This is a genomic window from Lysinibacillus sp. GW821-FHT14F06, assembly GCF_058803665.1.
On sequence record NZ_JBXAPF010000042.1, the window covers coordinates 1 to 13,553 of the forward strand.

Consider the following 13,553-nt stretch of genomic DNA (forward strand, 5'->3'; position numbering starts at 1 on the left):
CCGTGTTGCTGTCGCTTCGCTTTCGCACAGATAAATTGCCACAGGACGTGGCGTTCTTAGACTGAGTTCCTCTATTTGAGTAGGTGTTTGGACACCCACTGAAAAGGAACCAAAACACTGCATTTATCTCACCACCTATAGGGGTAGAAGTCTTCTGCTGAATGAAGATAAATCCTACAAGTACTTTTCTATAAGTAAGCAGCTACTAGTAATCCATTATACCCCTGCGAGTAGACGGAAAAGTAAAAAAAATGTGACGATTTGAGAAATACTCCTATTTAACAGTACGTATATAGGTAAGATGAACAAAGTCTATTATTGGTCGTGTATTTTCTTTGTCTTTGTCGAACGCTAGCATAGCCATCTGCATATCATAACTATAATCAGGTATGTCATCAATGATAAACAAGTATTGAAAGGAGATCATTATGGTATTTCGACCACCCTATCAGTTCCCAATGTATCCCGGCGGCATGAGAATGCCCATGCAAATGCCGATGCCAATGCCAACACAGCAGATGTCACCGCAGTCCTTTTTACCTCCTGGAGGCTTCCCAGTTCAACCACGAATTCCGGGTGGCTTTCCAATGTCTAGCGGAATAGGGACTTTCGGAGGGCAAATGCCGATGCCGCCAGTTCAAGGAGCCTCTAAAATCGGCTCATTTTTACAGCAAGCCAATAGCTTGTTCAATTCAGCCAAAACTTATACACCCTATATACAACAAGCCATGCCTATGGTAAAAAATATTCCCTCCCTATTAAAATTGTATAAAGGGTTTCAAGGTCTTCCATCTACTGGAGAGAAGACTGGGGCAGCTAAAGCTACAGCGAGTGATGGAGCAGGTTCTACAAAAAGCGGAAGGTCTTCTCGACAAAATGCATCATTCACTCCGCCAGATCCAATTCCATCCAAACCACGTATTTTCCAGCCTCCTATGTAGATGAACGTTTCTTTGTATTCGTCGCCCCTGTCCGTTATAATGTAGGTAGGTAAGCTTGAAAGGAGTCACAACCATGCAAGTATTAAAAATTAATCCACGTGGCTATTGCTACGGTGTTGTTGATGCGATGGTAATCGCTCGTAACGCCGCACTCGATAAAACATTACCAAGACCTATCTACATTTTAGGGATGATTGTGCATAATAAACATGTCACAGATGCCTTTGCAGAGGATGGCATCATCACATTAGATGGTGATAATCGTTTAGAAATCATAAAACAGGTTGAAACTGGCACTGTTATTTTCACAGCTCATGGCGTTTCACCTGAAATTCGTGAAATTGCGAAGCAAAAAGGTTTAGTATCCATTGATGCTACATGTCCTGACGTAACAGTTACGCACGATTTAATTCGTGAAAAATCAGCACAAGGCTATGATATTATTTATATTGGTAAAAAAGGGCATCCTGAACCTGAAGGAGCAATCGGCGTTGCACCAGAGCATGTACATTTAGTGCAATCTTCCAATGATATTGATGCATTACATTTAACAAATGATAAATTACTGGTAACCAATCAAACAACTATGAGTCAATGGGATGTTGCTCATTTAATGGATAGTTTAAAAGAAAAATTCCCACATATTGAAGTCCATAAAGAAATTTGTTTAGCAACGCAGGTACGCCAAGAAGCAGTTGCTAAACAAGCAGGGGAGGCCGATTTACTTATTGTAGTTGGTGACCCAAAATCCAATAACTCAAATCGTTTAACACAGGTGTCTGTTGAAATCGCAGGGACACCATCCTATCGAATTGCAGATGTTTCTGAACTAAGAGTTGAATGGTTAACAGGCATTAATACCGTTGCTGTCACAGCAGGTGCTTCAACGCCTACACCGATTGTCAAAGAGGTCATTTCATTCCTTGAACAGTTCGACGAACATGATGAAACTACACATGTCATTAAACGTACAGTTACACTAGATAAAATTTTACCTAAAATTAAGACACCAAAGCCTGTAGAAAAAATTATGCCGTACTAAAATACTTAAAACCTGATTGCCTAAACACAATCAGGTTTTTTCTGTTATTTACTAAAATAATAATTGATAGGACGACCAATGCCACCATAATGCACATCCATCGTAATCTCTTCTTGCTTCTCTAAATAATCTAAATATCTTCGGGCTGTAACACGTGCAATACCTACACCACTTGCAACTTCTTCAGCCGATGCTCCCTCTACGGAATGCAAATAGTGCATAACTTTTTCGAGTGTGGCTCGATTAAAACCCTTTGGTAAGTTTTTTTCTAAGTGCATCATAGTTGGCTGCTCAATCTCATTTTGCCCACCCTGATAATGAAATAACTGATCAAGTTCTCCCTGTGTTAGCTCACGCTCTTTTTGCATTTGTCTTTTAAAACGCAAATAATTTTCAAGTGTTCCTTGCACGCGTTCAAATGAAAAGGGCTTCATAATATAATCGAAGACACCTAGATGCAAGATCTGTTTCACCGTTTTCATATCATTTGCAGCAGTTACAGTAATAACATCCACTGATAAATTCAGCTCACGTATTTTTCGCAAACTTGTAATTCCATCCTGCTCCGGCATAAAAATATCCATGAATACTAAATCAGGTGCAAGCTTACGTATTTGAGCTATTCCCTCAACACCATTTGATGCTTGACCTATCACTTCAAACCCCGCTACCTTTTCAATAAATTGACGATTCACCTCTCGCACCATCGGATCATCTTCTATTAAGAGCACCTTTATCTGTGTCACTGTCAACCCTCCGTTACCGTAATTCAAAATTTTAATCACTTGCTCTCCTATATTGAGAGGTCACCCATTGAAGCGAAGAGCTTTCAGTTTTAATCACTTATACCTCTGGGCTTTAGGAATAATAAAATGTTATTAAAAAGCTGGTTCCTTTATGAGGCTCACTAATAACCTCAATATCCCCCTGACCCTTCTGTACAATTTCTTGAATTAAATACAGGCCAATTCCTCGCCCTTTTTTCTCTTTTGTCGAAAAACCATTATCAAAAATATGAGTCCTTACCTCTTCTGTCATGCCTATACCATTATCTGTTACTAAGATTGCCAATACATCTTCATCCTCATCAACAGACACATGCACAATTTTTTCATCCAGCGGCGTATCCTTTAATGCATCAAAGGCATTTTCGATTAAATTGCCAAATAAAATGACGAAATCATGGTGATCTAAATTTTTTGGAAATACAGTCAGATGACTTTCTCGATCTATCTCTAACCGGATTCCCTGCTCCTTTGCATAGGAAATTTTACTAAGCAATAAGCCTGAAATATTTTCATTTTTAATTCGTTCATTTAAAAAATTTGTAATTTCATCATGTTCTTCCTTCACTTGTGTTAAATAAGAAAGTGCCTGTTCGTGATGTCCCAGCTGTAAAAGTCCTGCAATGGTGTGTAATTTATTTTTATGCTCATGTGTTTGTACACGTAATGCCTGTACAAATGCCTTTACACCAGTTAATTCTTCTGCAAGCTTTTTCACTTCTGTACGATCCTTAAACATGGCCACCGCTCCAACTGTTTTTCCATTGACTTGTATTGGAATACGATTGCTCATAATACTATGTCCATTAATATACAGCTCACGATTGAAAAGAGGCTGATCAAGCTCCAAAATTTCTGGTAAGCGCGTGTCAGGTAACACCTCATAAATTTTCTTTCCAATTAATGATGAAGGCTGTTCATAAACACCTAATATATCACATGCTTTTTCATTAAATATAGTTATCGTTAAATCGTTATCTATTGCAATAATTCCTTCATGCATGGCATTAAAGGTTTCTGTTCGCTCCACATACATTTTAGCAATCTCATGCGGCTCTAACCCAAACATTTGCTTTTTCATATGAAGTCCTAAATTATGGGCACCCCATGCACTAAATAGAAGAGACAAGAAAATTGTAATGATTAACTCCTTTTGGATAGATTGTAGTAATTCAGTAATCGTTAAAACACTATAACCAACTATTACAACACCTAATTGTTTACCCTCATTATTCATAATAGGTACAAATGCGCGCACCATATCGCCATGCTCTCCTTGTGCAATTGATGTATAATAATGTTCAGAAAAGGCGGCATTCAAATCTCCTGATTGCGAAATCCGACCTATCTCCTCTGAATTCGGATGTGAATACTTGCGTCTTTGCATATCTAGGACAACAATATATTGTGCACCATTTATATCGCGTATTTCTTCCACAACAGGATTAATATGCGCTGTTGCCTCATTAAAATCAAGACCAGGAATATATGTTTTCAATTCAGGAAGCTGTGATACGGTTTTTGCCACAAGCAACGCCTGATTTCCTAGCTTATCCTTCTGCTCATTCATTACGAATCCTAGCAAAAATGTACCACCAATACTAAAGGAAAGCATGAGAATAAAAAAAGTCAGAGACATGATCTTTCTTCTCATTGATAACTTTTGAAATTTCAAGATGTAAACGCCTCCCTCTAACTATATTTTAGCTTACTTCATATGTTAGAATAACAAAAACATCAGAAAATACGAATTAATTGGGTGTAATAGATGAAAAAATTTATTATTGGAACAATAGCAACCGTTTTACTATTAACAATCGTGATTGGCGTACAACAAGGCCTACTATTCGCTACCCCCCTTCCCTACGACGATGAACAAAAAGGCTTGGATACACAAATTACCATTCATTTAAGTCACGTAGTAGCAGAAAATACACCGAAGGGACAGGCTGCAAGTAAATTCGCAGAACTTGTTGAGGAAAAAACAAATGGTGAGGTAAAGGTACATGTCTACCCAAACTCCTCCTTATTTAATGATGAAAATGAATTTCAAGCATTACAAAACGGAGAAGTAGAAATGATTATCCCTACTTTCTCTAAAATGACAGCCTATGTACCAAACTGGCAGGTTCTAGATTTACCCTATCTTTTTAATACAGATGATGAAGTCCATGACGTTCTTACTGGCTCAATTGGCGAACAGCTATTAAATGAGCTTGAACCCTTTCAAATAAAGGGACTTAGCTTCTGGCACAATGGCTTTAAACATTTAACCTCTGTTGATTATCCTATTCATACATTCGAGGATCTAAAAGGCTTACGTGTCCGAACAATGCCAAGTAAAACACTTGAGAAGCAATTTGAGTCTGTTGGAGCAACGCCTATTCCGATTTCCTTTAGTGAGGTTTTTACGGACCTTGAATCACATGCCATTGATGCACAGGAAAATACAGCATCTAATATTTACTCTAAAGGCTTTTATAAGGTACAAAAACATATGACATTAACACAGCATGGGATTTTAGGGTATGCTGTTCTCATGAATGAAACCTTCTGGAAGTCTCTACCTGTAAAGACTCAAAAGCAGATTATGGAGGCTATGAAGGAAACAACAGATTGGCAATTTGAACAAGCCGTTATGATGAATGAAAAGGATTTACGAAAGCTAGAGCAGCAAGAAGGCTTTGAAATTTCCACGATGAGTAGTGAGGAACGACAACGATTTAAAGAAAAGCTTGCACCTGTCTATGACTTTTATAAAACCAATATACAAAATGATGATGTCTTATCGAGAATTGAAAAAATCGTTGCTCCTTAAATACTTTTGTTCATTAATGATAAATCCTCACTAATCGTGAGGAATTTTTCTTTTGTATTATAATAGATTCTTCAATTTCAAATCTACTATAAAACAGCTTTTAATCCTTGCAAATACTGATTTCTTACCCTTTTCAACTAAGAATGAACAAAATGAACAATAGAAACATTACGGTCATAAAAACTATTGTCGGAAAATTTCAGCTATGATAACCACATGAAAGCGTTCACACAATAGTCACTAATGTTGTAGGGGGAGAACTTTATGCGTATAAATTTAAAAAACTTAACCGTACAAGTACTGATAGCTATTGTACTTGGTATAATTGTCGGTGCCATGTTCCCAGAGTTTGGAGCGAAGTTAAAAATATTAGCCGATATTTTTATTAAATTAATTAAAATGTTAATAGCTCCTATCATTTTCTTAACAGTTGTTATTGGAATTGGAAGTATGGGCGATGTAAAAAAGGTTGGGAAAATCGGAGGGAAGGCCTTAATTTATTTTGAGATCGTCTCTACTTTTGCACTAGCAATTGGCTTACTCGTTGTCAATATTGTACAACCAGGTAAGGGCTTTAATACAGATGCTGCAAACGCTGCAGATGTGTCTCAATATACACAACAAGCTGCTGCCGCGGAGCATGGCTTCGGTGCATTTATCATGCAAATTATTCCTGATAACGTTGTTGGCGCACTTGCTAACGGTGAATTACTACCAGTGCTGTTCTCAGCAGTTTTATTTGGGCTAGCTGCTGCTGCGATTGGTGAGCCAGCAAAACCTGTTATTAAATTTTTCGAACAAGTAGCAGATATTTTCTTTAAAATTGTTAATATGGTTATGAAGATTTCCCCTATTGGTGCATTTGGTGCCATGAGCTATACAATTGGAAATTTCGGTATAAAATCACTTGGAAACTTAGGATTTTTAATGCTGTCTGTTTATATCACGATGTTTATCTTTATCGTAGTCATTATCGGTCTGATTACACACTATTTTGGCTTTAGTATTTTTAAGTTTATTAAATATATTAAGGATGAAATCTTTATTGTTATTGGGACATCCTCATCAGAATCAGCATTACCTTCGATGATGCGTAAGCTAGAAAACTATGGCTGCTCCAAACAAGTTGTTGGTCTTGTTGTGCCAACAGGGTATTCCTTTAATTTAGATGGTACATCTATTTACTTATCCATGGCAGCAATATTTATAGCTCAAGCTTATGGCGTGGAATTAGACATTTGGCATCAAATTACATTATTAGCCATTTTAATGCTGACATCTAAAGGAGCGGCTGGTGTAACGGGCTCAGGCTTCATTACGCTCGCAGCAACACTAGCAGCATTCCCTATGATTCCAGTGGAAGGGATTGCACTTTTAATCGGGGTCGATCGTTTTATGTCAGAGGCTCGTGCCGTAACAAACTTAATTGGTAATGGTGTTGCAACAGTTGTTGTTTCAAAAATGGAAAAAGAATTCGATCCAGAGCAAGAAAAGCGCGCTCTTGCAGGTGAAGTAACAATACAATAATATTAAAAGCTGACCATCGATGTAATTTTCACATCAATGGTCAGCTATTTTTAGTTCATTCTTTTTCATCTCTTATATCAAAATAATATTTATAAAAAGATGAAACCTAGGATTAGGTTTCATCGTATAGTCTAGTAGATTGGAGGCTTTTTATGGCTACATTTACACTTACCTTTCCGAAAGCATTCGAAAGCTTTTCACATATCCCTATTATTAATGAACGAAATGAAGCAGTATGTGTATTGCAAAAGATTGAACGTTCATCCTTTGGAAAAGTTATCAATGCAGTTATGCTAGTAGCTGCACAGCAATCCTTACCACATCATTATGAAACTCGCACTACCTTAGGAGCACCGCTTTTTCAAGTGCAATCCACTCTCTTAACGAAGGGGGTTAGCCATCAACTTGTGATGCCAGATGGAACTACCCTACCAATTCAACGCAAGACCGTGCAGCTACTTGAATCCTCCTATTCGTTTACAATGGACGGACTCATTTTTCGCTTTGAAAAGGATTTTACTTCAACCGCCTATTTATATTGCAATGATGAAAAAATAGCAAGTGCTTGTAATATAGAAACTGAACTAGTGCGTACAGGAATAGCATTTAAGCTTTTCGACTCCGATGATACACTTTTTGTCGCTTTACTAGCAACGCTTTATCAAACTTTATTCTTATTAAATAATTAAAGAAGGACCTCTCATTCAAAATAAGGTAGTTGAAATCTCCAAAAGCTTTTACATGCTAGAATTATTCCAGATATTCCGGAACACAAAATATATTCGCTTTGTTTTGCCCATTTTATACAGTCTCTTCAAAATAGGAGTACACTAAAAGAGTAGATTTACTATACTTTTGGAGGGGTTTATATGGATTCAAAGGCAGCAGAGATTAAAAATTTAATGACTTTAAATCTTCTTGTTCAAATCTTAGAGGAACGTGGCATTATGACTGATCGAGAGTTAAAAGAACGTCTTACAAATAATGTGAAGCTTTCCTCTATGGATGCCGATTTAAAAGAAAAAGTCATTGAAGAAATTAAACATTAATTAAAAAAATGTCAACGAGAGTAGCTTCTAAGTACTGAATACTTGAGCTACCCCTTTTTTTTTATGAGTTAGATGTTGTTTTAAAATAAAATTTAATCAAAAATAACTCGGATACCCACTTTTTATGTAAAATTAAGAGAGCCTGTTCTGAAAAAAGAATGATTAAAACAAATTCTTTCTATGGAGACTATTTTAAAAAATTTAATCATTTAGAAATGTGAAGCTCCACAATCATGCTCAATCTTAGAAGCAACCTTATTGCTAGACACTCTTTTATTTATTATAAACAAGTATGTAATTAGAATTAAATTAACAGCTAAGACGATAATACTGCCTTCAATTTTATAAATGCCACCTGATAGTAATGGATTTCCTTGAAATGTACTGTTGAAGATATTTGGATAATCACTTGCCAAAGAAACACCGCCAAATATAATTGCTCCAATTGTATTCCAAGTGAAATGAGCAATTATTGGTGCTATTATTGTGCCTGTGTATTCTAATAGTAATGTTACAAGTATACTCATTGTAACAACATTAAGCACCGGTATAATACCTGCTTCAAATGCTCCACCATGCATCGCAGAAAATAAAATAGTAGTTAAAACCGTTGCCACAACTACATTATATTTTTGCTTCCATAATTGATATAGATAACCTCTCATCAGCAATTCTTGCATTACAGAATTCAATAGTGATGCCAAAATCCAAATCCATATGTAATCAATATTGTTTTGGTCATGTATATTCATTGTCCTTGTAAGTAAAAGAACAGCTACCACACTACCCAACCATAAGAAACCTATTACAACACCTATCAGAGAATTTTTAAAGAATCTTGAAGCTAAGGGGATCTTAATTTTATCCTTTTCTATTACTAAAACAAAAATAAAAGAAAATAAAACTACTAAAGAAAGTGGTACGAATTCCCACCATAATCGTAATAATGCCTTATTATTTGTTTGTATATCGGGTGCAAAAGAAATTAAAATTGCCCATCCAACAAAAAAGATAACCGTTTTTAAAATGGTAGTTATTAACTTTTTCAATATTGATTTCTCTCCGATTACTGTGTATATTATTGAGTTTATCTATTTTACAAAATACTATTTTCAACTTAATTACTTTAGACAAAGTACATCCAACGGAGTTAAGCGGTACAACTTTATTTCAAGGAGATATCTAATTCCTTCACATAGACAGCAGTACCTGTAATCGAAATAGTTAATTTCCCGTTATCATTTTTTACATGCACATGCACACGTCCATCCTTCTCAAGTTCCTGACCCTGTTCGACGATAAGTGTCTTTTCACTTTGTGTTTGCTGTTCAATATAGGTTGCGTGATAGGCACCCATCACACCGGATGCAGTACCTGTTGTAATATCTTCAATTGTTCCTGAATAAGGAGAAGAAAAATGTCTTGCATGCATATCGGCATGTTTATCAAATGCCTCTAAGCAAAATGGATGTAAGGATGCTTTTGGCATTTCCTTTAATATAGTCGGAAATGTAGCTGTTTGTGGTGCCATCGCTTTAAAAAATTCTAAGTTTTTAATCGGTATAAGCAATGTCCAAAGACCTGTACTGCCATAAACAATTGGTAACTCTGGATGTATAGCTTCCTCTTGTAGTCCAATAGATTGTGCAAGCTCGGCTTTTGAACCGTTAAAGGCTACAAACTGAGGTGCTGCATGTTGCATGGTCATGTAAATGTCTCCTGATTTTTGCTCCGTTATTTCAATTGGAAGGATGCCAGCCTTTGTTTCAATGGTAAAAACTCGCTTATTCTCTAATAGACCTTTTGTTTATAGCGCATAAATCGTTGCCATTGTAGCATGCCCACACAGATTTACTTCATGACCTGGCGTAAAATAACGTATTCGTAAATCTGCTCGCTCAGATTTTAGGGCAAATGCTGTTTCATTAAAGCCTACTTGCTTTGCAATCGCCTGCATCTCATCATCGCTATATGAATCTCCCTCTACCACAACACCTGCTGGATTTCCCTTATTAGGGATTGTACTAAATGCATCATAATGATAGACTGTCACCATTTTTATCATTTCCTCTTTTCTACTAGCTAGTGTGTACTACCAATTCGATCAAATGGCCATAATACCAAACCTGCTGTCCCCAAAATTTCATCCTGTGCAACAAATCCGACTGTTTGATCTCGACTATCTATACTTCTTCGACGATTATCACCAAGAACAAAAAAATGACCCTCTGGTACAATCTTTTCACCTAATTGCTCCTCTAAAGTAAAATCATAGGTAAAATCGCCTTTATCCAGCAATGCTTCTTTATACTTTGTTAAATAAGGTTCTTCATTGGCCTTGCCATTTATGTACAAAACATCATCTTTATAGGCTATATGATCTCCTGGTAACCCGATAATTCTCTTAATATAATGTTCTTTTTCACTCGCCTTAAAGACAATCACATCAAAGCGTTGATAATCTGAAATTTTCGGACCTACTTTATTTACGATAACTTTATCACCATCTTCAAAAGTTGGCATCATGGAGGCTCCTTCTACAACTACAGGAGAAAAAAGAAAATAACGAATCCCCATCGTAAAAATAATGGCTAATACAATTGTTTTAATCCATGCCCAAAGTTCATTTTGATTTTGTGCCACGTCTCATACCCCAATTCTTCTTATTTCAATTAATTATCTTATATTAATGGATACGAATCTACCACAAGAAAAGTTCCATGTATTTCTAAATAAACTAAAATTCAGTACTAAATTCTGGTTTCTTTATATATGGCCAGAACATTCATACTAGTCATTCCTTCCATACAGCCCTATTTTTCGAAAAATGGTATATAACAAGCTAGGAACAATCATTTCCCAAGATATTCATTGCATATAAAAAGCAGTATGTACACTTACAGAACATACTGCTTCACGCTCTTATCGAATTGTTTTTAATGCAGTTGCCCAAGGGATAAGCTGATCTAACATTTGCTTTACAGAGTCTGCCTGTACCTCTTTTGGTTTGAATGTTGTGCCGTTTTCAAAGTCAGTAAATAAAGATAGTGCGGGATGTACACGGACATCTGCTACTAATAATTCGCCAAGAATGCCACGTAAATGTTCAGCGGCCCTTGCTCCGCCTACAGAGCCATAAGAAACAATACCAGCAGCCTTGTTATTCCATTCCTCACGTAAATAATCTAATGCATTTTTTAATGCCCCCGTAATGGAGTGGTTATATTCTGCAACAATAAATACAAAGCCATCACAAGCTGCAACTCTTTGGGACCATGCAGCAGCACCAGAAGCATCTCCTCCTGGCTCACCTAGAAGTGGCAGCTTAAAATCAGCAATATCAATGACTTCATAGTCTGCATCACTACGTTTTTCAGCCACTTTCTTTACCCATTCTCCTACCTGTGGACTTAAACGACCCTCACGCGTACTTCCTAAAATAATTCCTATTTTCAACACCATGCTCCTCCTCTTTCATCCCAAAATAGATGGCTCCAATTATTCATTGGCATTCCAACAGAATAAATTAGCACTCTTAGACATCCTGTACAGGAATACATTGCTTTATTCAATACATTTATTTTATCTTAATGGGTCTTTCTAATGCTGCAAGCTCATCCTCCATCGATGCATATTGTCTTTCTATCGCATATTTTGCATCAGAGATAGCAGCATTATAAATATGCGGAGCAATGTATTCCTTTATAAAATCAAAAAATCTCTCCGCTTCAAATTCTGTAATATCCTCATCTCGATTGTTATAGAAGAATCGTTGTATATCTGCTATAACTAATTCTTGCTGCTCTTTAGTCAGTCGAATAAACATGCAAAAACTCTCCTCTACTATTTTCTCAATCATCATAACACTATAAACTTTATCTATATATATACACAAAAAGACTGAATTAAACAGTATAATTCAGCCTTTTTATTTTGAAAAAGATTGTGTCGATGACATATAATTTCTGTTTCACTCGCCTTACTCTACGGAAACCATTTCTTTTTCTACAATATATATTTCATTTATCTTACTGTTCACATTTAAAAGAATAGCTTGTTGATAGAAAATTTTTTTCCTTGGAGACAATAGCTTCTCCACCATCTTTATCACACTGCTCTGTCATGGCATCAATTTTTTTGGCATTCATCGTATTTGTCATAAATGTCATTCCTAAACCAAATACAGCAATCATTAAACCAATCATTACCCATAACTTTCCGGACTTATTAGCTGTAGGCCCATCACTTGCCACATCTATTCCCCTCTCTTATACGAACAGAAACGGTTCTGTATGAATAGTAGATTGTACAAATTCTACCGTATATTTTTTATCTTCACACATTTTCGTCATCTTTTTCGCTACGCCCGCAATCATCACTTTTTCAACATGATGACCAGGATCTACAATCTGCAAGTCAATCGCCTGTGCATCTTGTGCCATATGGAAATACATATCTCCCGTTAAAAATACATCTGCGCCTGCACGCTTAGCAGCATAAATATATTTATTGCCATCCCCACCAACTAGCGCTACTTTTTTTACTTTTGACTGTAAATCACCTACAACACGAACAGCGGGTACATCTAGCTGCTGCTTCACAAATTGCGCAAAATCATGAAGTGTTAGTTCCTGTTGCAAGTAACCTACTCGCCCTAATCCCATGACATTTGTCTGCTGGTCTAAGCGAATAATATCATAGGCAGGTTCCTCATATGGATGTACTTGTAACATGGCTTTCAATACACGGTTTTTAATAGATTCGGGCAATACAACCTCTACCTTCAACTCTTCTTCAACATGGACTTCCCCTATTGAACCTACATACGGATTGGCATCTGCTAGTGCACGAAAACGCCCTTCCCCCATAGTTGTATAACTGCACGCTTCATAATCACCTATACGACCTGCTCCTGCCTTCGCTAATGCTTTACGCAAATCTTCGACATTGGCCGTTGGAATAAAAACAGCTAGCTTTAACAAATTTTCCGCATACGTTTCCTCTAAGATGGAACGATTTTCAAGCTGAAGTGCATCTGCTAATAAGTCGTTAACACCGCCTTCAGCTACATCGAGATTGGTATGTGCTGCATATACGGCTATATCATTTTTTAGGAGCTTCTCATATAAACGTCCAGTTGGATGATCCGTACAAATATTCGCCAAACGTCTGAAAATAGGAGGATGATGGGCTATTATAAGCTCACAGCCTTGCGCAATGGCTTCATCAGCTACGGCTTCATTCACATCTAATGTAACTAATACTTTATTTACAGGTTTGTTTAAGGTGCCAATCGCAAGCCCAATTGGATCATTTTCCATACAAGCAAGCTTTTTAGGTGACCATGATTCGAATAATTGTATAATTTCTTGTCCATTTACCATTTTCATC

General features: G+C 36.7%; 14 protein-coding genes and 1 pseudogene. 6 read left to right on the forward strand and 9 right to left on the reverse strand.

The window, feature by feature from the left end; all coding sequences use genetic code 11:
* The first annotated feature begins 428 nt into the window (after positions 1-428).
* Together vrrA and AC1RNS_RS23630 are read left to right on the forward strand one after the other, a co-directional pair.
* Positions 429-941, forward strand: a complete 513-nt coding sequence (gene vrrA, locus AC1RNS_RS23625) for a VrrA/YqfQ family protein (RefSeq protein ID WP_492996221.1) — start codon at positions 429-431, stop codon at positions 939-941.
* A 73-nt stretch (positions 942-1,014) separates the two neighbouring features.
* Entirely contained in the window at positions 1,015-1,983 is a 969-nt protein-coding gene (locus AC1RNS_RS23630) for a 4-hydroxy-3-methylbut-2-enyl diphosphate reductase (protein WP_492996222.1), read from the forward strand.
* 44 nt (positions 1,984-2,027) lie between these two features.
* Here AC1RNS_RS23630 and AC1RNS_RS23635 read toward each other — a convergent pair whose 3' ends face one another.
* Both AC1RNS_RS23635 and AC1RNS_RS23640 read right to left on the reverse strand, forming a co-directional pair.
* The gene (locus tag AC1RNS_RS23635; RefSeq protein WP_492996224.1) at positions 2,028-2,729 is read right to left on the reverse strand and encodes a response regulator; all 702 of its coding nucleotides are present in this window, start codon (positions 2,727-2,729) and stop codon (positions 2,028-2,030) included.
* 112 nt (positions 2,730-2,841) lie between these two features.
* Positions 2,842-4,422 carry an ATP-binding protein gene (locus AC1RNS_RS23640; RefSeq protein ID WP_492996282.1) on the reverse strand — a complete coding sequence of 527 codons (1,581 nt, stop codon included), beginning with the start codon at positions 4,420-4,422 and terminating at the stop codon, positions 2,842-2,844.
* Positions 4,423-4,536: 114 nt separating this feature from the next.
* Between AC1RNS_RS23640 and AC1RNS_RS23645 the strand changes: the two genes are divergently transcribed.
* From AC1RNS_RS23645 to AC1RNS_RS23660, 4 genes are all read left to right on the forward strand, one after another.
* Positions 4,537-5,586, forward strand: coding sequence for a TRAP transporter substrate-binding protein (locus AC1RNS_RS23645; protein WP_492996226.1), 1,050 nt, complete (start codon positions 4,537-4,539; stop codon positions 5,584-5,586).
* Positions 5,587-5,850: 264 nt separating this feature from the next.
* The gene (locus AC1RNS_RS23650) at positions 5,851-7,113 is read left to right on the forward strand and encodes a dicarboxylate/amino acid:cation symporter (protein ID WP_492996227.1); all 1,263 of its coding nucleotides are present in this window, start codon (positions 5,851-5,853) and stop codon (positions 7,111-7,113) included.
* 152 nt (positions 7,114-7,265) lie between these two features.
* Positions 7,266-7,802 carry a tubby C-terminal domain-like protein gene (locus AC1RNS_RS23655; protein WP_492996228.1) on the forward strand — a complete coding sequence of 179 codons (537 nt, stop codon included), beginning with the start codon at positions 7,266-7,268 and terminating at the stop codon, positions 7,800-7,802.
* Between the two features lie 180 nt (positions 7,803-7,982).
* Entirely contained in the window at positions 7,983-8,162 is a 180-nt protein-coding gene (locus AC1RNS_RS23660) for a hypothetical protein (protein WP_492996229.1), read from the forward strand.
* A gap of 209 nt (positions 8,163-8,371) precedes the next feature.
* On the opposite strand, the gene AC1RNS_RS23665 is transcribed toward AC1RNS_RS23660, so the two are convergent.
* The 7 genes and pseudogenes from AC1RNS_RS23665 to AC1RNS_RS23695 form a co-directional block, all read right to left on the reverse strand.
* Complete coding sequence (locus AC1RNS_RS23665) at positions 8,372-9,211, reverse strand: CPBP family intramembrane glutamic endopeptidase (protein ID WP_492996230.1); 840 nt, start codon at positions 9,209-9,211, stop codon at positions 8,372-8,374.
* 116 nt (positions 9,212-9,327) lie between these two features.
* Positions 9,328-10,224, reverse strand: a pseudogene (locus AC1RNS_RS23670) (PhzF family phenazine biosynthesis isomerase).
* A 20-nt stretch (positions 10,225-10,244) separates the two neighbouring features.
* Positions 10,245-10,805 carry a signal peptidase I gene (gene lepB, locus AC1RNS_RS23675; protein WP_492996231.1) on the reverse strand — a complete coding sequence of 187 codons (561 nt, stop codon included), beginning with the start codon at positions 10,803-10,805 and terminating at the stop codon, positions 10,245-10,247.
* Positions 10,806-11,084: 279 nt separating this feature from the next.
* Complete coding sequence (locus AC1RNS_RS23680; RefSeq protein WP_492996232.1) at positions 11,085-11,624, reverse strand: NADPH-dependent FMN reductase; 540 nt, start codon at positions 11,622-11,624, stop codon at positions 11,085-11,087.
* 115 nt (positions 11,625-11,739) lie between these two features.
* Positions 11,740-11,988: a DUF2164 domain-containing protein gene (locus AC1RNS_RS23685; protein WP_492996233.1), complete on the reverse strand. Its 249-nt coding sequence runs from the start codon at positions 11,986-11,988 to the stop codon at positions 11,740-11,742.
* A gap of 202 nt (positions 11,989-12,190) precedes the next feature.
* Entirely contained in the window at positions 12,191-12,415 is a 225-nt protein-coding gene (locus AC1RNS_RS23690; RefSeq protein ID WP_492996234.1) for a hypothetical protein, read from the reverse strand.
* Between the two features lie 15 nt (positions 12,416-12,430).
* Positions 12,431-13,552, reverse strand: coding sequence for a Nif3-like dinuclear metal center hexameric protein (locus tag AC1RNS_RS23695; protein ID WP_492996235.1), 1,122 nt, complete (start codon positions 13,550-13,552; stop codon positions 12,431-12,433).
* Between the last annotated feature and the right edge of the window lies 1 nt (position 13,553).